Raw genomic sequence first — 22,775 nt, forward strand, 5'->3', positions numbered from 1 at the left:
TCTGTATTAATTTGTCATAAATAAAAAATATGAATATAATGCCTACCACTGTCGATTAGACAGCTTAGAAATATATTAAATCTCCATGAATCACACTTAACTGCTGTACAAGCAGCTCGTGCCCTCTTTCAGAGGGCGCGAAATACACCCAATACCGGGTGATACAACCATTGCTCTGTTTCCTCCTCCCTGGTCACTCTCAATGTGATTTCACCGTACCGTCGCGACACCGCAGCCAGCTCCAGCTGCTTCATGTCTGCCAGCGCCTGTAGTACCTCGGCATAATCAATATCAATCCACGGCTCAACGCCATCAGCCACGGATAACGGCTGTTTGCAAAATCGTCCCGCAGGCTTTAACACCCCGTTTTCCTGCATCAGGCAAAACTCAGGTTCATCGCCTTCCTCTTCCAAATGCAAAAAGAAAGAAGCCTGAGGTGAAGCTCGCCGAAATGGGGTACGTTTCTGAAGCTCACCGTTCCAGGTTAAGGGCCGTCGCCACCACAACGCGGCGACCGCATCAGATTTGTCGACTCCGTCCAGCAGCGCGGCACGCAACCGGGCGTGCTCCAGTGCCGCAAGGGCATTGCCTGGAATACCCTCAGCGATGCGCGGGATCGCATTCAGGGTGCGATAGCCCTCTTTATCGATCAGTTCATAAAGGTCGTGATGAGGCAGCGGATACTGCCCGGTTTCAAAACCGGGTCGGCAGTAGGCAACCTTTTCCCCGCGAAGGGCGCGGACGTTGCGATCCAGAATCACCAGGTTTTCGCTCTCAGGAGCGATCTGACGATGGCGCTGAATACGTCCCGCAAACTGAATAAGTGAACGCATTGAGCTCGGCTCAATAATCCCCCAGTCGGCATCAAAATCGCGCCCGACCTCAAGAACAGACGTTCCCAGCACGACAAAAAGATGATGCTGCTCCGATGACGTCAGCGCCTGCTTAACTTCGGGCAACTGCCAGACCAGATCCGGCTCGTGCCGCGTAAATGCACAATCGAGTCGTTTTTCAATCGCCGCACGCACCGCCAGCGGGTGCTGGCTGTGATAAACGCAATAATGAATGCAGAAGTTGTCCGGTGAGGGTAATGCCATCAGCGCTTGCGCGACGGCAACCAGCGGATTGATGTTGGCCATCCGCACCAGACCAAACGACACGGTTTTGCCGCTGTTGTGCGTGCTGTGATGATGGCCATGCAGCGCGATAATTTGCTGGTGTAGCGTCTGCGCCAGCGCGGAGATGATATCTCCCGACCTTGAAGACTGCGGCTCCACGGCAGCCAGTTTTCCCAGACGAAGCCGCAGCTGTTCAGGCAGACGTTTGATTCGCTGGCGAACAAAGTCGTCATGCGCCCGGCGAAAATGCGCGTCGTCGGTCACATCCTGCGGCTGCGCACCATACTCATCAAACCAGGCGCAGCAGATACTCATTGGTCTGTCAGACTGACCGCATGCAGCCTGCCAGGCTTTTCGCCCTTCCCGATAGGCTTCAAACAACGCTTCCGTTAGCGCGGGCGGTAGCGTCGCAGAGGAAAGCAGCACACGAGAGCCGAGCATTCCCGCCCAGTTCATCAGCCGACAAAGGGCATGCAAATCATCAATGTCAAAATCATCAGGTTCATCAAGCACCAGATCGCTGGTTAGCAGGCGCAGCATGGCAGGGATCTGCCTGCCGCCGCGCACGCCCTCGGTTGCCGGCATCAGATGATCAATGGTTGTCACCAGCACCGGCGCGCTGACCAGACGATTAAGCGCGGGTTCTTTCGCCAGCCACTGCTGCGCCGTGCCGCCGCTCGTCGCGCCTTCGTAATGGACGTAATGATGGCTGGCAAAAAACGCTTCGTCGCTGGCGCTGTTGTTATCTTCTGCGTCGTTGCCCTGGTAAAGCTCCTTCACCGCCGCCGCGCCGGTCACGACGGCCAGCGTGTCATCGTCAAGACCCAGACGAGACTGCAACGCATGTCCCGTCTGAAGGGTTAGGGTCCGTAGCCCCAGTGCGACGCTGAAGCGGCATCCCTCCTGCTCGTCCGCCAGGGCGTACATAATCCGGGCGTTGGCAAAGGTTTTACCGCATCCGGTCGAGGCCATATTGATGCCAAAAAAGCCTTGCTCAGCGCTTTTTGCCCGTAGCGCAGAGGCAACGTCCCAGGCCCTGTTTTGCCAGTGAAAACGCGGATCTTTCGCCCGTTCCCGAAACGTTTTATGTCGGGCAATGGCGGGTAATGCGCGCCGTAAAGTGGGAAGAGAACGGCCCATCAGCAGAGCATGATGCGCCACGCCCACGTTATGTTCATCCAGCTTTTGGTTGGGCTCTGGATTACTGTTGGCCCAGCTCTGGACAGCTTCGTCCTGCCATCCTGAATACGCAGGCTGCGACGAGTAAAAATGATCTGCCAGCATCAGCGACAGACGCGCAAGGTGGATAGTGAACAGGTTATCAAGCGATCCAAAGTGAAATAACGCGGGGGTATTCGTGATACGTTTGCCAATCTGTCGGGCTTTCTCGCGCCAGGTTTTACTTCTTAACGGCGTGCCGTGAGGGAATTTCCAGACATTCTTTTTATCACGCTCGGTCCATTTGGGTTTTTCAGATCGGTGATTCAGGGAGTTCCAGTCCGCATTCAGTTGTCGTTCAAGCCAGCCATCGCAGTACATTAATTGTGGCTCTGCCGAACGGGACTGCGGTAAACGGTGGTGCGACAGCATCAACCATGCCACTACTCGCGCCAGAGGGGGCAGGTTACCCAGTGGACTCCCGCTTCTTTCCGGCGTATCCATCGTCAGGGCTTTCAGCATACCTTTTTCGTCAGCTGACTTGAGATGCTCAAGCGATGCCAGCCACTGCGCATCGGTTTGTTGCCCTACAAAAGCCTGAAACAGACGCACCGAGATCCATTCATGTCGGTATGGCTGAAAACGATGCTGACTCTCTTTCAGCAGCGTTTGCTGGAAGCACATCCCTGCTTTTCCAAAATCGTGGAACAGCCCGGCGATAGCGGCCAGCAACGCGATACTTTCGGCGCTGTTCCAGCGGTGCTCATCGCCATTCTTAAGGACATTTTTCGTGGTGCGATGGGTGGGAACGCGCCCCTGCGCATTGAAGCGACGAAGGTTTCCGACAATCCACAGCAGCTCTGTTTCCCCACTTTTCTTCAGCCAGTGACAGGCCACCGCGGTGTTGCGCCGCGCCGTTTTACGCAAAAGTTTTCTGAGGGTGGTAGCGCCATCCAGGGTAATGGTTGTCTGCCAGGCCGCATCGCCCGTGCGCTCTGCAAACTGGTCGATAATACGACAGCTTTCATCCCGGGCGTTTTTCGTGCAGCGGGAAATAATGAGAACATTCATGGCGCGGTTACCGCCAGTGTCTGGGATGTTTCCTGCAACGTGGTAATCATCACATCCAGCGCGTCCGCCTGCTGAAAGGCATTGATGCAGCGCTGGCGAAACTGTTGATGATCTTCTCCTTCCATTGCGGCCATAAATGCCTGAGGCATGACCAGCGCGTCCTTTATTAAATCAGCTATATCAAAAACCAGCCCGCCGCGTCGGGTTTTGCCATGCATCACCGCCAGACCGTGCGGAATGCCCGTCACCCAGGCCGCAACAGCCGCCAGCCCGTAGGCCAGATAATTACCCTGGTCGAGAAAACGGTTTGCCATATCCACCCCGCCTCCCCGTTTAGCTCGGGTAAAACTGCCGTAACCCGTCGTCTGGCTGGTGAGTTTGTAGAGAGATTTCGTGAGCTGGGCTTCCTGGAGCATCAGTGAGGTGTGGTCTTGAGCCTTTTCCATGCCTTGTCTTGCACGCTCAAGCAGGATATTCAGTGCATCTTTATCTGGCTGAAAGGCCGTTTCCCGCTGCATACGCAGCCCTGTCCACTGTTTTTCGATTTGCTGTAAACGGATAAACTGAAATTGTTTTGCTGCCTGCAAGCGCTTTTCTTCGTTGAACCAGAATGACACCCAGTTCTGTAAATATCCCGTTAGACGATATTCACTCTGCGGACACAGCCAGGAGACATCAATATCCACTTCATTCGCTGAATAAAGCGGCGTGCCGTCCGTGCCACAAAAACCGACCATCACCCCCGCTCGCGCGAACTCCCGCATTGCCATTTGCGTCACGGAGGTTCCCATGCCCAGCATCACCGCTGTCGTATTGGCGATGGGAATATTCCAGTAAAACGATTCTTTACCTTCCTGAGTGACGTATTCAACGCGTCCACCATTCACCTGAATACGGCATTTTTCAAGATAATAAATATTGGCGCGCTTTGAATGCAGAATACTTTTTAAATCCGTGGGGGTGATGCTGTTTACAGACATATAAAGGGCTTTTAGTTCAATGCGTTGAATGCGGGTATGTTATCGAACATAAGATGAGGACAAATGTGACGGGTATCAAATGAATAGGAATTACTGTAATAGACGGATGAAATATGACCTTTCTTTTTGATTTATTATTTTTGTGGATAATATATATTTAGCAATATGATTGATGTATGAATGGGTTTTTTATTTAATTTAAAAAATAGAGATGGATGTATGATGGTATTTAATTTTGAATAGATAGTGTGAATGTTTGAGCGGATTGAGTTTAGCTGTGCTGCTTGTACAGCAATGAACAGCCACACTCTAACTATGTTTGTGTCGATGCTTTACTAAGCTGCCTGTACGGCAGTGAACCTGTCCATTGCAAATGTCCAGAGAAGTAAGAATTTCTAAGCTGCCTGTACGGCAGTGAACGAGGATGTCAGTTAGTGCTGGCGAGCCTCGGTTTTCTAAGCTGCCTGTACGGCAGTGAACCGTTGCAGAACAACGGCGCAACCATCCCGCCCTTTCTAAGCTGCCTGTACGGCAGTGAACGCCGTTTGCGCCTGTAGCGCCCTTTCTGCCCTTTTCTAAGCTGCCTGTACGGCAGTGAACAACATAATGGACGTTGCACGCCCTGGCGGATCTTTCTAAGCTGCCTGTACGGCAGTGAACCGAGGCTCTCACACAATGCGCCCTTTATCATTTTTCTAAGCTGCCTGTACGGCAGTGAACGGCGTCAGCCTGGACAAGCGCCGCTTTCAGTTTTTCTAAGCTGCCTGTACGGCAGTGAACCGTAGCTCTCAATCTTGCTTTTTTCGCGTTCATTTCTAAGCTGCCTGTACGGCAGTGAACATTTCTGCCTGGCGCCTGCGGTTTGACTCCATTTTCTAAGCTGCCTGTACGGCAGTGAACCACGTCATCGGTCACCGCACCGATGGCTGGCGTTTCTAAGCTGCCTGTACGGCAGTGAACTGGATCGCTGGGTTCAGAATCAGATTGATGCCTTTCTAAGCTGCCTGTACGGCAGTGAACCGCTGATGCAGGCCGAGGGCTGTGAAGCCTGGTTTCTAAGCTGCCTGTACGGCAGTGAACAAATTCTCCCATCTGGATCTCGCTGACGATCATTTCTAAGCTGCCTGTACGGCAGTGAACTGCATTGCTTCCAGAGTACGCCAGCGAGCCAAATTTCTAAGCTGCCTGTACGGCAGTGAACACGAACGCTAAGTGCAGACCCTCGGTTATGGGTTTTCTAAGCTGCCTGTACGGCAGTGAACACGGTTTGCCAGTTACTTACCCCCATGCGATATTTCTAAGCTGCCTGTACGGCAGTGAACGCTTGTTTAATCCAGTAACTGCGGGGCTTTAATTTCTAAGCTGCCTGTACGGCAGTGAACCTTTTAGTTCGTCCCTCCACACTTTAACTATCTTTCTAAGCTGCCTGTACGGCAGTGAACGGTGAAGCGGCATCCTCTGCTGCCGTCGCCCATTTCTAAGCTGCCTGTACGGCAGTGAACTTGTGGTTTGTTCATCCTGCCGCCTTGTTTTTTTTCTAAGCTGCCTGTACGGCAGTGAACTGAACGAAAACCACGCCATCTTATTGTTTGAAAACAAAATAATCAACTTTCGCGCATAAAACCCTTTTTTTTGGCACGTAAGTTTGCATTGTATAAATCAATACGTTACGTAAACATCAAAAAAAAGGGTCAAGCCAGCGGCGTTAGAGGCCTGCCCCCGACGCCTCGGATTACACTCAGGAAATGATGTGAATTACCGATTCTGCATGTGGAGGTGCAACGACATCAGCGGCCATAGAATGAGTAATGTCATGCAACAGCCCCGTCAAGTGTGGCAGCATATCGCGGTCAAAATGCGACACCAGCAGCACATGGTTTAACGCTCGGCAGTAGTCACATTTCGTTTCGGTATCTTCCAGCAGCCACTCTTTTTGTCGCGGTTGTTCCGCTTCGTCCTCAAATTCCACCACCTGAAAGTCGCGCAGGGATTCTGCGAGGCCGGATTTTACCTCTTCCAGATAAGCTCCGAGACATCGGCAAACGGGCTGCGTTTGTGGGAGCGAATGACAGTCGAGCAGGATTTCAGTGAGCAGGTTGCAGCGTTCTGCAAGGGTTGGGAGATCGGGAGTGAGGGAGAGCTCGCTGTAGAGTTGGGAGATAGACTGGTTTTCCATATTCATAATTTCCATATTAAGAGCTAAAAACTACCACCAGAAACGCCAACTTCGGGTGGCAGACTGAACCGGTTTGGCGTACCGACCATATGGAAAATCGGCGCTTCAAAAGAAGCTCCGGTTCAGCCCACCATATCTGAAGATACGGATTATACCGCAGCTAAAAAAAGAGTGAACAAAACCAGTGACGTTGCGTTAGCAACATCTTTCCATATGTGTGTAATCAGGACGCCAATCCCGACACCTGATTTTGCAGGTGCGCCGCCATTTTATTACTGTAGATTTATCCAGCAATCAACTTCTAACGAAACTGGAAAGCGCCTCGCAAAATTTCACTGCGACCTCGAGCCCTCCCCCTCTCCCACAGGGAAGGACATCAAAAAATTGATCAAACAATAATGAAATTTAATTTACCCCTTGTTCTGTAGTAAACAAAGTCACATAAATAAGCAGTACGCTTGTCCGTCTGTTTGATGCTCATAAAGCGAATTTTATAGCGTCCGGCAAGCTTTCGTATCATCACTACAAAACACTGCGCTTTACAGTTGTCTCTAACGACCTTCCACCCGAAAAAACTACTGCAAATGAAATCACATCAAAAGATATAAGATCTATTCTCAATGACATATTTTTAAATGGAAAATGAAGCTGATAGAAATAGCCAATAACTCATATATTCATCACGTTAATTATTTAAATCCATTCATCTATCAAGTTAATATCAAGCCTATATTTTTCTTGTTTAACAAAAGTGAGATCACGATCACTTGTTCAAAGCACTCCATATAAGATGATGTACACATCAAATAAAAGGAATGCATTATGTATTACAGTGAAGATATTATTAACAAAATAGGAACTGACAAAGAATTAGCCATAAGATTAGACAAGGCTATGAGCGGGGTCAAAGAGGGAGTTATTGATTATTTAAATAACCTCGGGGATGCAGCAACGCGCCTGTTATACTATTCATCATGTTTAACGAAAAATTATCATGATGTTTGCACCCGATTAAAGGATGAAGATGTCAGATTCGTGCAGGGGTTAGGCGAGTTAGTTATACATCGGAATTTAATTTTCAGGATGATTAAGATTTATATAGAAACGGTTCTGAAAAGCAAAAATGAAGTAGAAAAGAAAAGCATCCTTGAAAGACTAACACCATTCACTAAAAACATTTCCATAAAAACCTTATCAAAATCTGCCTTAATTTATTCCGTTGTATCTTACATTTGTTATGGTAATAAAATGAATGCCTCCATTGAAGCTGCTTTTGTTAAAAAAATGGGCGCACGCGCTGGCATTCCTATTACCGCATTGAACCTTTATGGCATTGTTAACAAGGCTTCTGAAAGTGCAAATAGATTAAAAACTTTTATGCCACAATTTCATCATGCACTTTATGTTGAAAAACTTGAGATGATGTATTTTCTTATTGAGCCAATTATTATGAAGGCTGGATACTTAAACATAAACACAGCATCTGATATTGAAATTACTAACGCACTAAAAAGAATGATGTAATCATGTTAAAGTCAATAATGAAATTTTTAAAACAATTCTTTGATAGTGTTATACAGAATTGTTTTAATGATATTTACTGGTACGGTGTATTTATCTTTTCCGCTTTTCTTTCAGGTATAGTAGCAGTCAATATAGATAATATTAAAATAGCTCACGACATTATTCTAGGCATCTTTATTACCGTATTTGTAATTGCTTTCCGCTTCAGAGACAAAGGATAAAAAATGACAATACCGGCCCATATGTGGCTTACTGATGAAAATAACTCACCTATAACAGGAGAATGTTTAATGCCTACACGATTGGGTTCTACAGAACTTAAATCGTTCAACCATTCTGTATGGATTCCTACAGATTACAACACTGGAAAACTTACTGGAACACGCCTACATGTTCCCATTACATTTGAAAAAGAGATAGATCGCCTCACCCCCTATTTATTCAGGGCGGTATGTCAGGGTAGAACATTTAAAAAAGCTTTAATTAAAATGCACAGAATTAATGAAGCAGGAATAGAAGTAGAATACTTTAATATAAAATTGGAAAACGTAAAGATTACAAGAATTTCTCCAATTTTATTTCCAATAGGAGTCGCAGGTAAGCATATGGAAGAAATTGAAATACGCTATGAATCAATAGAATGGATTTACTGTGATGGGAACATAATGTTCAAAGACTCATGGAATGAAAGAGCAGTCGCATAAAAAAGGGACTCCGAAGAGCCCTTTTTCTGATGTGCCCATACGTCTCTTTACTTGCAAAAACTAAAAACGGCAACCGAAGTTGCCGTTTTGCTTTTACCTTACAACTCAGTGAGCCGCTTCCGGCTTGTGCTTCGCCGCACTCTGGAAATCATACGTCAGCTCGTTCTTCGCCTGATCCAGCGCCACGGTTACCTGGCCGCCGTCCACCAGCGATCCAAACAGCAGCTCGTTCGCCAGCGGTTTCTTCAGGTTGTCCTGAATCACGCGCGCCATCGGACGGGCACCCATCGCACGGTCGTAGCCTTTCTCAGCCAGCCAGTTGCGGGCCTCCTGGCTCACTTCCAGCGACACGCCTTTCTGATCCAGCTGAACCTGCAACTCGACGATGAACTTGTCCACCACCTGATGGATCACCTCGGTAGACAGGTGATCGAACCAGATAATGTTGTCCAGTCGGTTACGGAACTCCGGCGTGAAGATCTTCTTGATCTCCTCCATCGCATCGGTGCTGTTATCCTGGTGGATCAGGCCGATGGATTTGCGCTCGGTTTCACGCACCCCGGCGTTGGTGGTCATCACTAGCACCACGTTGCGGAAGTCCGCCTTGCGCCCGTTGTTATCGGTCAGCGTTCCGTTGTCCATCACCTGCAACAGGATGTTGAACACGTCCGGGTGCGCTTTCTCGATTTCATCGAGCAGCAGTACCGCGTGCGGATGCTTGATCACCGCGTCGGTGAGCAGGCCACCCTGGTCAAAGCCCACGTATCCCGGAGGCGCACCAATCAAACGGCTGACGGTGTGACGCTCCATATACTCGGACATGTCAAAGCGCAGCAGCTCGATGCCCAGCGCCTTAGAGAGCTGAACCGTCACCTCGGTTTTCCCCACGCCGGTCGGGCCGGCGAACAGGAAGGAACCAACAGGCTTGTGGTCATGCCCCAGGCCAGCACGGGCCATCTTGATCGCTTCGGTTAAGGCCTCAATGGCTTTATCCTGACCAAAGACCAGCATTTTCAGGCGATTACCGAGTGTGCGCAGCGTATCGCGATCGCTCTGAGAAACGCTCTTCTCAGGAATACGCGCGATGCGGGCGACCACGGACTCGATATCCGCCACGTTCACGGTTTTCTTACGCTTGCTGGCCGGCATCAGGCGCGCACGCGCACCGGCTTCATCAATCACGTCTATCGCTTTGTCCGGCAGATGACGATCGTTGATGTATTTCACCGCCAGCTCCACCGCCGCACGCACCGCTTTCGCGGTGTAACGCACGTCGTGGTGCGCTTCGTACTTCGTTTTCAGGCCGTTGATGATCTGCACCGTTTCGTCAACCGACGGCTCGGTGACGTCGATTTTCTGGAAACGACGCGCCAGCGCACGGTCTTTCTCGAAAATGTTGCTGAACTCCTGGTACGTCGTGGAGCCCATCACGCGGATCTTGCCGCTGGAGAGCAGCGGTTTGATCAGGTTGGCGGCATCCACCTGTCCACCGGAGGCCGCGCCTGCGCCGATAATGGTGTGGATCTCATCGATAAACAGGATGCTGTTGGTATCCTGCTCCAGCTGTTTTAACAGCGCTTTGAAACGTTTTTCAAAATCACCGCGGTATTTAGTGCCCGCCAGCAGCGAACCGATGTCCAGCGAGTAGATGGTGCAGTCAGCGATCACTTCCGGCACGTCGCCCTGCACAATGCGCCAGGCCAGCCCTTCGGCAATCGCGGTTTTACCCACGCCAGATTCCCCCACCAGCAGCGGGTTGTTCTTACGGCGACGGCACAGCACCTGGATGGCACGCTCCAGCTCTTTGTCGCGGCCAATCAGCGGGTCGATACCGCCGACGCGAGCAAGCTGGTTAAGGTTGGTGGTGAAGTTTTCCATACGATCCTCCCCGCCTGCTTGCTCTTCAGTGTTGTTGATCTGCCCGCTGGGATCCGACGCCTGGTTAGGCTCGTCTTTTCGCGTTCCGTGAGAGATGAAGTTGACCACATCGAGCCGGCTGACTTCGTGTTTGCGCAGCAGGTAGGCCGCCTGGGACTCCTGTTCGCTGAAGATGGCGACCAAGACATTTGCGCCAGTCACTTCGCTACGTCCGGAAGACTGGACGTGGAAAACCGCGCGCTGCAATACGCGCTGGAAGCTGAGCGTCGGCTGCGTGTCGCGCTCTTCTTCACTGGCGGGCAGCACCGGTGTGGTTTGTTCGATGAAGGCTTCGAGTTCCTGACGTAGCGCCACCAGATCCACGGAGCAGGCTTCCAGCGCTTCGCGGGCAGATGGGTTGCTAAGCAATGCGAGCAGCAGGTGCTCGACGGTCATAAACTCATGTCGGTGCTCACGCGCTCTGGCGAAAGCCATGTTTAAACTGAGTTCCAGTTCTTGATTGAGCATAGGCACCTCCCCCAATTTTATGCCTTATCAGGCCTTTTCCAGCGTACACAGCAACGGATGCTCGTTCTCCCTTGCATAGTCGTTCACCATCGCTACTTTGGTCTCCGCGACTTCGGCAGTGAAGATGCCGCAGATCGCTTTGCCACGATAATGAACGGTAAGCATCAGTTGCGTTGCACGTTCAACATCATAAGAAAAGAACTTTTGTAGCACGTCAATAACAAATTCCATTGGCGTGTAATCATCGTTCATTAACATAACTTTATACATAGATGGCGGTTTTAGCGCGTCGCGCACTTTATCTTCCGCCAGCTGGTCAAAATCCAGCCAGTCGTTGGTCTTACCCATGATGCATAACCACTTTGAATCTACCTCAGATGTTAGATAACAATCATCTATTACTGTCATCCGCGATGTCTGTCACAAACTGTTGCAATAGCGTTAACTGCCTCAAATTTTGGTTGATTATTGTCCCAACTCCAGCGCCAAACGCTTGACGGCGTCTTCCGATTCTCTAAATTGTACAAGCGTGAGTTGGCGAGGTTTTGAACAGCCCCCACTCCACCACCGGTTCATTCCATCTTAATTTATAAGATTTACGAAGGATGTCGAAGCATGGAAATGGGTACTGTTAAGTGGTTCAACAACGCCAAGGGGTTTGGCTTCATCTGCCCCGAAGGCGGCGGCGAGGATATCTTCGCTCACTATTCCACCATTCAGATGGATGGTTACAGGACGCTCAAAGCCGGGCAGTCCGTCCGGTTCGATGTACACCAGGGGCCAAAAGGCAATCACGCCAGTCTTATCGTGCCCGTTGAAGCAGAAACGGTTGCATAGCTCTCTGATTCATTGTGTACACCCCGCAGGCAAAATGCCAGCCCGATCGGCTGGCATTTTTATTTTCGGGTTATTCTCGCGCCAGCGCATCCACCGGATCAAGCCGCGCCGCGTTTCGCGCCGGCAGCCAGCCGAACAGAATACCGGTGAAGGTGGAACATAAAAACGCCGTCAGGATCGCCATCGGCGAGAAGCCAATTTCCCAGCCCGGTAAGAAGAGCTGGAGCGCAAAGGCGATCATCATCGAGAGCGCAATGCCCATCGCACCGCCCACCAGACACACCAGCACCGCTTCAATCAAAAACTGCTGGAGCACGTCGCTGGCTCTGGCCCCGACCGCCATGCGGATGCCAATCTCCCGCGTACGCTCCGTCACCGACACCAGCATAATGTTCATCACCCCGATCCCGCCGACGACCAGCGAAATCACCGCCACCAGCGTCAGGAACAGCTGAAGAGTACGTGTGGTCTTTTCCGCCGTTTTCAAGAGGCCGTCCATGTTCCAGGTGAAGAAATCCTTCTTCCCGTGGCGCAGGGTTAACAGCCGCTCCAGCTGCTGTTCCGCCAGCGCGCTGTCGTAGCCCTCCTTCACCCGCACGGTGATGGAATTGAGCCAGGACTGGCCCATAATGCGCCCGGAAATGGTGCTGTACGGCAGCCAGACGCGCAGGATCTTGCTGCTGCCAAACATCGACTGCTTCTCCTCCGCCACGCCAATCACCGTGGCAGGCATGTTGCCGACCAGTATCACCTCGCCCACTACGTTCGTTTTATTGGGGAAAAGCTGCCTGCGCGAGTTGGCATCCAGCACCACCACCTGCGCCCTGCCCGCCAGCTGTTCGGCGTTAAAGGTCGCCCCTTCGCTGAAGGTCATGCCGTAGACGTTGAAGTAATCTCCGCTGACGCCGTTAGCGCTGGCCGCCACGTCAATGTTGCCGTAGCGCAGACGCAGATTTTGCGAGACGGCAGGCGTGGCGGAATTGACCCACGGCTGCTTCTGAATCGCCGCCAGATCGTCATACTTCAGCGCCTGCTGATACTGCGGCTCGTCGTCGCCAAAATCTTTGCCGGGATAGACGTCGATGGTGTTGGTCCCGATGGCGCGAATATCCGCCAGCACCAACTGCTTCGCCGCATCGCCCACCACCACAATCGACACCACCGAGGCAATACCGATGATGATGCCGAGCATGGTCAGCAGGGTGCGCATTTTATTGGCCGCCATCGCCAGCCAGGCCATGGTCAGCGCCTCGCGAAAGCCGCTGGAGAACTGTCCCCAGCCGCCAGACGCGGGCAAGGCTTCCTTCGGTGCGGCCGCTCTGGACTGACGCGGCGGCGGGTTGCTGACAAGCTCCCCGTCGCGGATCTCAATGATCCGTTCGGCCTGTGCCGCCACCTGCGGATCGTGGGTGACGATAATCACCGTGTGCCCCTGATCGCGAAGCTGGTGGAGGATCGCCATCACCTCTTCACCGGAATGGCTGTCGAGCGCCCCGGTTGGCTCATCGGCGAGGATCACCTGTCCGCCGTTCATCAGCGCGCGGGCAATGCTCACGCGCTGCTGCTGACCGCCGGAAAGCTGCGAGGGCTGATAATCCACCCGCTCCGCCAGCCCGAGACGCGTTAACAGCGCCTTTGCGCGCTCAAGGCGTTTTTTCCGCTCCACGCCCGCATACACCGCCGGCACTTCCACGTTCTGCGCCGCGCTCAGGTGTGAAAGCAGATGGTAGCGCTGGAAGATAAAGCCAAAATGCTCGCGGCGCAGCTTCGCCAGCGCGTCCCCGTCCAGGGTGGACACGTCCGTGCCGGCCACGCGATAGGTGCCGCCGGTGGGTTTATCCAGACAGCCGAGAATGTTCATCAGCGTTGATTTACCCGAGCCCGACGCCCCGACAATCGCCACCATTTCACCGGCTTCAACGCGCAGGGAGATGCCCTTCAACACCTCCACCGGCCCGTCGCCGGACGGGTAGCTGCGGCGAATGTCATTCAGCTCAAGCAGCGCCGTCATTGCGCGGCTCCGGGCAGGCTTTCGCTGGTGACCACTTCCTCACCCGCTTCCAGCCCTTTTACCACCACCACGTCGGTATCGTTACGCGCGCCAATCACCACTTCCCGCTCGCGGGTTTCGCCGTTGCGCAGCACTTTCACCTTGTAGCGGTTATCCCCGGCGGATTCGCCCAGCGCGGAGAGCGGAACCGTCAGCACGTTTTTCACGCCGGTCAGCTGAATATGCACCTGGGCGGTCATGTCCAGACGCAGCACGCCCTGCGGGTTTGGCACTTCAAAACGCGCGTAGTAGAAGATGGCGTCGTTTACCTTTTCCGGCGTCGGCAGGATATCTTTCAGCACGCCCTCATAGCGGGTTTGCGGATCGCCCAGCACCGTAAACCAGGCTTTCTGCCCCGGCTTAAGGTGAATGACGTCCGCTTCGGACACCTGAGCTTTCACCAGCATGGTGCTCATGTCTGCCAGAGTCAGGATGTTCGGCGCCTGTTGCGCGGCGATAACCGTCTGGCCTTGCAGGGTGGTGATCTGCGTCACTTCTCCAGCCATGGGCGCAACGATTTGCGTGTAATCAAGGTTGGTTTTCGCCGTATCCAGCGAGGCCTGATTCCGCTTAATCTGCGCGTCGATGGTGCCAATCTGCGCCTGCTTCACCGCCAGCTCCGTGGCGGCAGTGTCCAGATCCTGCTTCGAGATGGCCTGCGTTTTCGCCAGCGCCTGCTGGCGCGTCAGGGTGACCTGGGCAAGATTACGCTCTGCCTGAGCCTGAGCGCGCTGCGCGCGCAGCTCCATTAGCGTCGCTTCCACTTCGCGGATCTGGTTTTGCGCCTGCTCAGGATCGATCACCCCCAGCAGCTGGCCTTTTTTAACCTTATCGCCAATCTCAACTGACAGAGTTTTAAGCTGGCCGCTGACCTGCGCGCCCACGTCAACTTTACGCAGAGCATCCAGTTTCCCCGTCGCCAGCACGTTCTGTTGCAGCTCGCCCGGACGGACAATCAGCGTTTGATACTGTGGCACAGGCGCGTTCAGCACCTTCCATAACCAGAATCCGCCCGCCAGCACCACTACCGCCAGCAGCAGAAACAGCTTTCTGCGTTTTCCCTTCAGGTTCATAAATATTCCAAATAGTTGTTCTGGCTACCATCAACGTTGATTTTATCTAAACCACTCCTCAACGAAACCCCCGATCCCCGTAATCGTCGGGAATTGTTTACCCGATGTTGATAAAGCGCCTGCTGAAATAGCGACATTCCACCAGAAGCAGGATCTAACATGTCTTCCATCGTCGATACACCCTATTCAACGCTGCCCCAGCCTAAATCAGGCTGGCAACTGTTCAAAAGCCTGGCATCGGGTTCCCTCACGCCGGGGCTGGCGTGGCAAAACCCGGCCTATCGACGTAAGTTTATGTTGCGCTCGCTGGCAACGCCTCTGACCACTGCGCGCCTGCTCGCGGACCTTGCGAAACAGCCCCGTCTGATGCAGCTCCTGAGCGTGCAGCCTGGCCTGCCGTGCCGCCTGCACCGACCGTGGCTGACCGTCAACATGGACCGTCAGCATACGCTGGAGGCACTGAACGATCACTATCAGATGATGAACCGCCATCTTCCGGCGTCGCTGCTGAACGGCTACCTCTCCAGCCAGGGCATCACGCTGGTGACGTTAACGGGCAAAGAGGAGCAGCAGTTTAGCATTCGCCTGAGCGCGGATGCGTTTCTGGATAAAGAAGGGGAAGCTACCCTTACGTTTTGCGACCACCAGAACACGGTGCTGGCCGAACTGACCTTTACGCTGTGCAAATATGAAGGCAAGACAACGCTGTTTATCGGTGGAATGCAGGGAGCGAAAGCGCATGTCCCGCACGAGCACATTCAGCTTGCGACAAAAGCCTGCCACGGGCTGTTCCCAAAACGTCTGCTGGTTGAAGCGGTCATGACGCTGGCAGACGCTTTCCCGGTCGAGCAGATCCTCGCGGTGAGCAACGCCACCCACATCTACCGCAGCTGGCGCTATCGCAAGAAAAAAGAGGGAAAATTGCTTGCTGACTACGACAGCTTCTGGCGCTCTCTTGGCGGACAGCAGCAGGAGAATGGCCACTTTGCTCTGCCTTTAACCATGCCCCGTAAACCGGTGGAAGAGATTGCGAGTAAAAAACGGGCCGAATACCGCCGCCGCTATGCCCTGCTTGATAGCCTGATCCAGCAGGTTTCACAGGCGACCGCCCGCTAATCTGCCCTCCCGCGCGCCAGCCAGAGCACGCGGGAGAACATTTTACGCAGCAGGGTCGGCACCGACTCCACGCCCCGCCTGCCCGCTTCCGTCGCCACTTCAATGGCCAAATCCGGCTTCGACGACCGCTGAATGGCTTTGGCAATCACCCGACGCATATTCATGGGCACGTCAACCGGGATCATCGCCACGCGGTGAAAAACGTCGTCAAATCCCTGGCGGTACATGAAGTGCTCCATGTCCATCGCGGGCAGCGTGGTCAGATGCTCCCGCTCCTCTTCGCGATCGTTATTGAGCAGGCTGCGCACGGTCGCCGCGTATTTTTTCCCCGCCTCATCGCCGTCTACCAGCACGTGCCACTCGATCCCCATCCGGCGCGCAAATTTGATCAGCGGCTTTAAGCCGGACTGGGCAAATTCAATCACCTTGATCCCCTCAGCATCAAAGTGGTGTCCGCACTGGCGAGCCAGCTCGTTTATCACCCAGGTTTCGGTTTCCCCTTCCACCAGCAGCCAGCAGCGGGCAAACAGGGAAGAGGCGCGGTTAAAACGGATATGAAACGCAATTCGACGGCCATCTTCGGCATTTAACCCGCCGGGCCCGAGCCGGTAGGCGGTAACGCGCGACGATTCACGCACCAGGCGGCAGACGTACTCCACCGGCGTCAGGGAGAGCAGCTCGCCGGAATTCGTGGTGGTGACACGCTGCAACGGCAGCAGATTCAGAAGATGCCACGCCACGGAAAGCATAATCGGGTGCAGACGCGTTTCCGGATCTTCCACCAGCAGCAGCGGGCGCGCGTCCCGATCCAGACGCACCGTCCCCTTAGCCTGTAAAAGCGTGGAGAAGAGTCCCAGCAGGATCACCCGATGCGTGCGTCCGCCGGGCCGGTCGATCATGCGGTTGATGATATCGAGATAGCGCCAGCTTCGTTGCTCATCGTGCGAGCGGCGGCGCATCAGGCGGTGGCGTGCCTGGCCCGTTCCCTGCTCGGAAAAGTAGTGCTCCAGTAATTGCACCATGGCAGAAAGGCCCTGACGGATCTGGCCGTCGGTGAGGTTCTGCGGCCGCGAAACCAGTTCCCGGGCGAGAAAATCCAGCTCGCGGGCGGTCACCTCCACCTCTGGCATATTCGGCACGGTGCCGTTACGGATCCGCCGCATAAAGCGCGCGTCACGTAAGCGCAGCACGGGAGACAGGCGGATCAGATGACGGGCAAGATCGTCAATCTGTTCGAGCGGGATCGGATTTCCCTTCTCATCAAGAAATTCACGCAGGGTGAGTACCCCGTCGTTTTGCGCCATTTCGCCCTCAAGGCGATAAAAAATACGGTGGAAACCGTCTTCACAGGGCACCCAGCAGGGGGACATCGGACGAAAACGGCGCACGCGATGGCGACCGGGCTCGGATTCGCGGAAGGTCAGAATGATATGCAGATGTTTTTCTCGTCCGTTGACATCCCCCAGCGGAAACCAGAAGTCGTCATGAACGAAGTGGTACAAGTTCTCTTCGGGCGAAAGCAGCAGCGTCAGGGCATCCAGCAGGCTGGATTTACCCCAGGCATTTTCGCCTATCAGGACGTTGTTCTGTTCCAGCTGTAGTGACAGGCGGTTAATCCCGCGGAACCCGACAATCTCCACACGTTCGAGTAGCATACATCCCCCGCATTTCGGCCACTTTTTCCTTCACGTTATCAGCAGTATAGCGGCAGGCTATGTGTCACGACAGTAGAATATATGCCCGATTAATCATTGGGCCATGCGCGGTTCCCTCCGTTCTGAACAAGGAATGCCATCACATTGCCTTAAATCAAATTTAGTGAATTTATTTGAGTGGCGAAGGAAAGTTGATGGTTTCAAAATACTGGCTCTTTGCGTCGTCATCCCTTTATGACGATATAAACCGCGCGCAGAGCTGCGTGCGGAGGTTTATTTTTGAGGTGGTTATGTTCAGAAAATTAGCGGCAGAATGTTTTGGTACATTCTGGCTGGTATTGGGTGGTTGCGGTAGCGCAGTACTGGCAGCCGCATTTCCGGAATTAGGTATTGGATTTGTCGGCGTTGCGCTGGCATTCGGTTTAACGGTATTAACCATGGCCTTCGCCGTGGGGCATATTTCCGGGGGACATTTCAACCCGGCCGTTACGTTAGGCTTATGGGCGGGCGGACGTTTCCCGGCGAAAGACATTATTGGCTATATTATTGCTCAGGTTATTGGCGGTATTATTGCCGCGGCGGTGCTGTACGTAATTGCCAGCGGTAAAGCGGGCTTTGACGCAGCGGCCAGCGGTTTTGCCTCGAACGGTTTCGGCGAACACTCTCCGGGCGGCTACTCAATGCTGTCTGCCATCGTAATTGAAATTGTCCTCACCGCCGGCTTCCTGCTGGTGATCCACGGCGCGACGGACAAACATGCGCCTGCCGGCTTCGCCCCTATCGCGATTGGCCTGGCGCTGACGCTGATCCACCTGATCTCCATTCCGGTGACCAACACCTCCGTAAACCCGGCGCGCAGCACCGCCGTCGCCATTTTCCAGGGCGGATGGGCGCTTGAGCAGCTGTGGCTGTTCTGGGTGATGCCAGTTATCGGCGGTATTCTGGGCGGCGTGCTGTACCGCACCCTGCTGGAAAAACGCGATTAATTAAGTGCGGCCTGTAATGTCGGGTGGCGCTAAAGCTTACCCGATCTACGTGAGTGTGCACTTTGTAGGCCGGGTAAGGCGCAGCCGCCACCCGGCTTTTTTGTAGCTTTACCTTACAGCCTTTATTGGGTAGTGTCTCTGGCGCTTAACAGACACATAAAAGGACCGGCTGTTCATGTTCTCAGGACTCCTCATCATTCTTCTGCCCCTGATTGTGGGCTACCTTATTCCGCTGCGTCATGAATCGGCCTTAAAGCTCATTAATCGTTTTCTCAGCTGGATTGTTTACGTCATTCTTTTCTTTATGGGGATCAGCCTGGCCTTCCTGGATAATCTGGCGACAAATTTACTTTCCATCCTGCATTATTCTGCGGTCACTGTCGTGGTTATTTTGCTGTGCAATATTGCCGCGCTACTGTGGCTGGAACGCACTATTCCCTGGAAAAATCACCACCATCAGGAAAAGCTTCCCTCCCGAATTGCGATGGCGCTGGAATCATTAAAGCTGTGCGGCGTTGTTGTGCTCGGTTTTTTACTGGGGCTGACCGGATGGGCATTTTTACAGCACGCAACGGAAGCCAGCGAATATACGCTGATTTTTCTGCTGTTCCTGATTGGTATTCAGCTGCGCAATAACGGCATGACGCTGAAACAGATTGTCCTTAACCGTCGGGGAATGATTGTTGCCGTTATCGTTGTGATCAGCTCAATGGCCGGGGGCGTGATTAACGCCTTTATTCTCGACCTGCCGCTGAAAACCAGCCTGGCAATGGCATCCGGTTTTGGCTGGTATTCTCTCTCCGGTATTTTGCTGACCGAATCGTTTGGCCCGGTGATTGGCAGCGCCGCCTTCTTTAACGATCTGGCGCGCGAGCTGATAGCCATCATGCTGATCCCCGGTCTGGTACGCCGCAGCCGCTCTACCGCGCTGGGCCTGTGTGGCGCCACCTCGATGGACTTTACCCTGCCGGTGCTACAGCGCTCGGGAGGGCTGGAGATGGTCCCTGCCGCCATCGTACACGGCTTTATTCTGAGCCTGCTGGTGCCCATTCTGATGGCGTTTTTCTCAGCCTGATACTGCTTTGGCGGTAGTGACCCTGCCGCCAAAATTGCGCTAAATCAATAACCCTCCACTTAGTACAAGAAAGCACTTTTCTCCGCTGTGGCACAGGCATAACCTTAAACATGTATCTCAAATATAACTTTAACAGGTGTGATTATGTTTTGTGTGCAATGTGAACAAACCATCCGTACCCCGGCAGGCAACGGCTGCTCTTACGCGCAGGGTATGTGCGGTAAAACCGCAGAAACGTCCGATCTTCAGGATCTGCTGATTGCGGCGCTACAAGGCTTGTCCGCCTGGGCCTTCAAGGCCCGTGAATATGGCATTGTCGATCATTATGTCGACAGCTTTGCGCCGCGCGCATTTTTCTCCACGCTGACCAACGTTAACTTCGATTCTCCACGTATTGTGGGCTATGCCCGCGAAGCGATTGCCCTGCGTGAAGCTCTGAAAGCGCAGTGCCTGAATGCCGATGTCAGTGCCCGCGTGGACAACCCAATGGCGGAGCTTCAGCTGGTGAGCGACGACCTGGGCGAGCTACAGCGCCAGGCCGCAGAATTTACCCCCAATAAGGACAAAGCGGCGATTGGCGAGAACATCCTCGGCCTGCGTCTGCTGTGCCTGTACGGCCTGAAAGGTGCAGCGGCCTATATGGAACACGCGCACGTGCTCGGTCAGTACGACAACGACATCTACGCCCAGTACCACAAAATTATGGCGTGGCTCGGCACCTGGCCTTCCGACATGAATGCCCTGCTCGAATGCGCAATGGAAATCGGCCAGATGAACTTCAAGGTCATGAGCATTCTGGATGCCGGTGAAACCAGCACCTACGGCCACCCAACCCCGACGCAGGTTAACGTCAAAGCGACCGAAGGCAAATGCATCCTGATCTCCGGCCACGACCTGAAAGATCTCTACAACCTGCTGAAGCAGACCGAAGGCACCGGGGTTAACGTCTATACCCACGGCGAAATGCTGCCCGCCCACGGCTACCCGGAACTGCGCAAATTCAGTCATCTGGTGGGTAACTACGGCAGCGGCTGGCAGAATCAGCAGGTAGAGTTCGCCCGCTTCCCTGGCCCTATCGTGATGACCTCTAACTGCATCATCGACCCTACCGTGGGCGCCTATGATGACCGCATCTGGACCCGCAGCATCGTCGGCTGGCCGGGCGTGAGCCACCTTGAAGGCGATGATTTCGGTCCGGTTATCGCCCAGGCGCAGCAGATGGCGGGCTTCCCGTACAGTGAAATCGAACATCTGATCACCGTCGGCTTTGGCCGCGAAACGCTGCTGGGTGCGGCAGATTCTCTGATTGACCTCGTCAGCCGTGAAAAACTGCGTCACATTTTCCTGATCGGCGGCTGTGACGGCGCGCGCGGCGAACGTAACTACTTCACCGATTTCGCCACCCGCGTGCCGGATGACTGCCTGATCCTGACCCTGGCCTGCGGTAAGTACCGCTTCAACAAGCTGGACTTCGGCAATATCGAAGGTCTGCCGCGCCTGGTGGATGCCGGACAGTGTAACGATGCTTACTCAGCCATCATTCTGGCGGTCACGCTGGCAGAGAAGCTGGGCTGCGGCGTGAACGATCTGCCGCTGTCGCTGGTGCTCTCCTGGTTCGAGCAGAAAGCGATCGTCATCCTGCTGACCCTGCTTTCTCTCGGCGTGACCAACATCGTCACCGGGCCGACCGCGCCAGGCTTCCTGACGCCGGACCTGCTGGCCATCCTGAACGAGAAATTTGGTCTGCGTTCCGTGACCAATGTTGAAGATGATATGAAACAGCTGCTGAGCGCGTAAGGAGTAATTCATGACCATGCCAACCTCACAATGTCCGTGGCGGATGCAGGTACATCACATCCATCAGGAGACGCCGGATGTGTGGACGCTGTCGCTGCTGTGCCATGACTACTACCCGTACCGCGCGGGTCAGTATGCGCTGGTCAGCGTCCGCAATTCGGCGGACACCCTGCGCGCCTACACGATCTCCTCAACGCCGGGCGTGAGCGAATACATTACGCTCACCGTCCGCCGCATTGATGACGGTGCAGGCTCCCAGTGGCTGACCCGTGACGTGAAGCGCGGGGATTATATCTGGCTGTCTGACGCGCAGGGCGAGTTCACCTGTGACGATAAGATGGAAGATAAATTCCTGCTGCTGGCGGCGGGCTGTGGCGTGACGCCGATTATGTCCATGCGTCGCTGGCTGGCGAAATACCGTCCGCAGGCCGACGTGCAGGCGATCTTCAGCGTGCGCTCCCCGGAAGATGTGATTTTTGCCGAAGAATGGCGCAACTATCCGGTGACGCTGGTCGCGGAGAACAATGCCACGCACGGGTTTATCGCGGGCCGCCTGAGCCGCGAATTGCTGCAAAGCGTGCCGGACATTGCGAACCGTACCGTGATGACCTGCGGCCCGGCGCCGTACATGGAGAGTGTGGAGAAAGAAGTGAAAGCGCTGGGCGTGACCCGCTTCTTCAAAGAGCAGTTCTTCACGCCCGTGGCGGAAGCGGCAACCAGCGGGATGAAGTTCACGAAGCTGCAACCGGCGCAGACCTTCTTTGGCCGCGTGGGCACCACGCTGCTTGAAGCGCTGGAAAGCAACAACGTGCCGGTAGCGGCAGCCTGCCGCGCTGGGGTGTGCGGATGCTGCAAGACTAAAGTGGTTTCCGGTGAGTACACCGTCACCAGCACCATGACGCTGACCGACGCGGAAATTGCAGAAGGTTACGTGCTGGCATGCTCGTGTCACCCGCAGGGGGATTTGGTGCTTGCATAAACGGTAACCGTTAACGCCACCGGGCTTTTAGCCGGTCCAGCTCATCTGTCTCTGTAACCCTTGTAGGCCCGGTAAGCGTCAGCGCCACCGG

Annotated in this window: 16 protein-coding genes and 1 CRISPR repeat array; of the genes, 8 read left to right on the forward strand and 8 right to left on the reverse strand. The window is 53.9% G+C overall.

What is annotated here, in order from left to right; genetic code table 11:
- Positions 1-128 precede the first annotated feature (128 nt).
- The 3 genes from cas3f to INF58_RS17895 all read right to left on the reverse strand — a co-directional run bounded on the left by cas3f (position 129) and on the right by INF58_RS17895 (position 6,509).
- Positions 129-3,347, reverse strand: a complete 3,219-nt coding sequence (gene cas3f / locus INF58_RS17885; RefSeq protein WP_193528219.1) for a type I-F CRISPR-associated helicase Cas3f — start codon at positions 3,345-3,347, stop codon at positions 129-131.
- Entirely contained in the window at positions 3,344-4,327 is a 984-nt protein-coding gene (gene cas1f, locus INF58_RS17890; RefSeq protein ID WP_193528220.1) for a type I-F CRISPR-associated endonuclease Cas1f, read from the reverse strand. The genes cas3f and cas1f overlap by 4 nt, the downstream gene beginning before the upstream one ends.
- A 272-nt stretch (positions 4,328-4,599) precedes the next feature.
- Positions 4,600-5,889: direct repeats of the CRISPR family, unit length 28 nt; unit sequence TTTCTAAGCTGCCTGTACGGCAGTGAAC.
- A gap of 176 nt (positions 5,890-6,065) precedes the next feature.
- A complete protein-coding gene (locus INF58_RS17895) occupies positions 6,066-6,509 on the reverse strand; it encodes a hypothetical protein (protein ID WP_193528221.1) in 444 nt (147 codons plus the stop codon).
- Between the two features lie 816 nt (positions 6,510-7,325).
- Between INF58_RS17895 and INF58_RS17900 the strand changes: the two genes are divergently transcribed.
- Both INF58_RS17900 and INF58_RS17905 read left to right on the forward strand, forming a co-directional pair.
- On the forward strand, positions 7,326-8,027 hold the full coding sequence (locus tag INF58_RS17900) for a hypothetical protein (RefSeq protein ID WP_193528222.1): 702 nt from the start codon (positions 7,326-7,328) through the stop codon (positions 8,025-8,027).
- 224 nt (positions 8,028-8,251) lie between these two features.
- Positions 8,252-8,731 carry a type VI secretion system tube protein TssD gene (locus INF58_RS17905; RefSeq protein ID WP_193528223.1) on the forward strand — a complete coding sequence of 160 codons (480 nt, stop codon included), beginning with the start codon at positions 8,252-8,254 and terminating at the stop codon, positions 8,729-8,731.
- A 105-nt stretch (positions 8,732-8,836) separates the two neighbouring features.
- Here INF58_RS17905 and clpA read toward each other — a convergent pair whose 3' ends face one another.
- Positions 8,837-11,116, reverse strand: a complete 2,280-nt coding sequence (clpA, locus tag INF58_RS17910) for an ATP-dependent Clp protease ATP-binding subunit ClpA (RefSeq protein WP_193528224.1) — start codon at positions 11,114-11,116, stop codon at positions 8,837-8,839.
- Between the two features lie 27 nt (positions 11,117-11,143).
- Complete coding sequence (clpS, locus tag INF58_RS17915) at positions 11,144-11,464, reverse strand: ATP-dependent Clp protease adapter ClpS (RefSeq protein ID WP_006174393.1); 321 nt, start codon at positions 11,462-11,464, stop codon at positions 11,144-11,146.
- Between the two features lie 267 nt (positions 11,465-11,731).
- Here clpS and cspD point away from each other — a divergent pair, with 267 nt between their 5' ends.
- On the forward strand, positions 11,732-11,953 hold the full coding sequence (cspD, locus tag INF58_RS17920; protein ID WP_006809408.1) for a cold shock-like protein CspD: 222 nt from the start codon (positions 11,732-11,734) through the stop codon (positions 11,951-11,953).
- A 70-nt stretch (positions 11,954-12,023) separates the two neighbouring features.
- On the opposite strand, the gene macB is transcribed toward cspD, so the two are convergent.
- Both macB and macA read right to left on the reverse strand, forming a co-directional pair.
- Positions 12,024-13,964: a macrolide ABC transporter ATP-binding protein/permease MacB gene (gene macB / locus INF58_RS17925; RefSeq protein WP_102750845.1), complete on the reverse strand. Its 1,941-nt coding sequence runs from the start codon at positions 13,962-13,964 to the stop codon at positions 12,024-12,026.
- Positions 13,961-15,076 carry a macrolide transporter subunit MacA gene (gene macA, locus INF58_RS17930; RefSeq protein ID WP_063449191.1) on the reverse strand — a complete coding sequence of 372 codons (1,116 nt, stop codon included), beginning with the start codon at positions 15,074-15,076 and terminating at the stop codon, positions 13,961-13,963. Before macA ends, macB begins: the two co-directional genes overlap by 4 nt.
- Positions 15,077-15,235: 159 nt before the next feature.
- On the opposite strand from macA, the gene INF58_RS17935 reads away from it, so the two are divergent.
- On the forward strand, positions 15,236-16,192 hold the full coding sequence (locus tag INF58_RS17935; RefSeq protein ID WP_193528225.1) for a VirK/YbjX family protein: 957 nt from the start codon (positions 15,236-15,238) through the stop codon (positions 16,190-16,192).
- Here INF58_RS17935 and INF58_RS17940 read toward each other — a convergent pair.
- The gene (locus INF58_RS17940; protein ID WP_193528226.1) at positions 16,189-17,847 is read right to left on the reverse strand and encodes an ATP-dependent endonuclease; all 1,659 of its coding nucleotides are present in this window, start codon (positions 17,845-17,847) and stop codon (positions 16,189-16,191) included. The genes INF58_RS17935 and INF58_RS17940 overlap by 4 nt on opposite strands.
- 290 nt (positions 17,848-18,137) lie before the next feature.
- Here INF58_RS17940 and aqpZ point away from each other — a divergent pair, with 290 nt between their 5' ends.
- The 4 genes from aqpZ (at position 18,138) to hcr (ending at position 22,684) form a co-directional block, all read left to right on the forward strand.
- A complete protein-coding gene (aqpZ, locus tag INF58_RS17945; protein ID WP_131637871.1) occupies positions 18,138-18,833 on the forward strand; it encodes an aquaporin Z in 696 nt (231 codons plus the stop codon).
- 175 nt (positions 18,834-19,008) lie between these two features.
- Entirely contained in the window at positions 19,009-19,908 is a 900-nt protein-coding gene (locus tag INF58_RS17950; RefSeq protein WP_193528227.1) for a lysine exporter LysO family protein, read from the forward strand.
- Between the two features lie 144 nt (positions 19,909-20,052).
- Positions 20,053-21,705 carry a hydroxylamine reductase gene (hcp, locus tag INF58_RS17955; RefSeq protein ID WP_193528228.1) on the forward strand — a complete coding sequence of 551 codons (1,653 nt, stop codon included), beginning with the start codon at positions 20,053-20,055 and terminating at the stop codon, positions 21,703-21,705.
- 10 nt (positions 21,706-21,715) lie between these two features.
- Positions 21,716-22,684, forward strand: a complete 969-nt coding sequence (gene hcr / locus INF58_RS17960; RefSeq protein ID WP_193528229.1) for an NADH oxidoreductase — start codon at positions 21,716-21,718, stop codon at positions 22,682-22,684.
- Positions 22,685-22,775 lie beyond the last annotated feature (91 nt).

The sequence above is a fragment of the Enterobacter cloacae complex sp. P24RS genome (assembly GCF_014982165.1).
GTDB lineage: Bacteria > Pseudomonadota > Gammaproteobacteria > Enterobacterales > Enterobacteriaceae > Enterobacter > Enterobacter quasihormaechei.

What these genes read in the sequence shown, in the direction of transcription:
- INF58_RS17895 (WP_193528221.1), bottom strand. Translation starts at nt 6,509, where the DNA reads ATGAATATGGAAAACCAGTCTATCTCCCAACTCTACAGCGAGCTCTCC.
- aqpZ (WP_131637871.1), top strand. Translation starts at nt 18,138, where the DNA reads ATGTTCAGAAAATTAGCGGCAGAATGTTTTGGTACATTCTGGCTGGTA.
- macA (WP_063449191.1), bottom strand. Translation starts at nt 15,076, where the DNA reads ATGAACCTGAAGGGAAAACGCAGAAAGCTGTTTCTGCTGCTGGCGGTA.
- hcp (WP_193528228.1), top strand. Translation starts at nt 20,053, where the DNA reads ATGTTTTGTGTGCAATGTGAACAAACCATCCGTACCCCGGCAGGCAAC.
- cas1f (WP_193528220.1), bottom strand. Translation starts at nt 4,327, where the DNA reads ATGTCTGTAAACAGCATCACCCCCACGGATTTAAAAAGTATTCTGCAT.
- hcr (WP_193528229.1), top strand. Translation starts at nt 21,716, where the DNA reads ATGACCATGCCAACCTCACAATGTCCGTGGCGGATGCAGGTACATCAC.
- clpA (WP_193528224.1), bottom strand. Translation starts at nt 11,116, where the DNA reads ATGCTCAATCAAGAACTGGAACTCAGTTTAAACATGGCTTTCGCCAGA.
- macB (WP_102750845.1), bottom strand. Translation starts at nt 13,964, where the DNA reads ATGACGGCGCTGCTTGAGCTGAATGACATTCGCCGCAGCTACCCGTCC.
- INF58_RS17950 (WP_193528227.1), top strand. Translation starts at nt 19,009, where the DNA reads ATGTTCTCAGGACTCCTCATCATTCTTCTGCCCCTGATTGTGGGCTAC.
- INF58_RS17905 (WP_193528223.1), top strand. Translation starts at nt 8,252, where the DNA reads ATGACAATACCGGCCCATATGTGGCTTACTGATGAAAATAACTCACCT.
- INF58_RS17900 (WP_193528222.1), top strand. Translation starts at nt 7,326, where the DNA reads ATGTATTACAGTGAAGATATTATTAACAAAATAGGAACTGACAAAGAA.
- cas3f (WP_193528219.1), bottom strand. Translation starts at nt 3,347, where the DNA reads ATGAATGTTCTCATTATTTCCCGCTGCACGAAAAACGCCCGGGATGAA.
- cspD (WP_006809408.1), top strand. Translation starts at nt 11,732, where the DNA reads ATGGAAATGGGTACTGTTAAGTGGTTCAACAACGCCAAGGGGTTTGGC.
- clpS (WP_006174393.1), bottom strand. Translation starts at nt 11,464, where the DNA reads ATGGGTAAGACCAACGACTGGCTGGATTTTGACCAGCTGGCGGAAGAT.
- INF58_RS17940 (WP_193528226.1), bottom strand. Translation starts at nt 17,847, where the DNA reads ATGCTACTCGAACGTGTGGAGATTGTCGGGTTCCGCGGGATTAACCGC.
- INF58_RS17935 (WP_193528225.1), top strand. Translation starts at nt 15,236, where the DNA reads ATGTCTTCCATCGTCGATACACCCTATTCAACGCTGCCCCAGCCTAAA.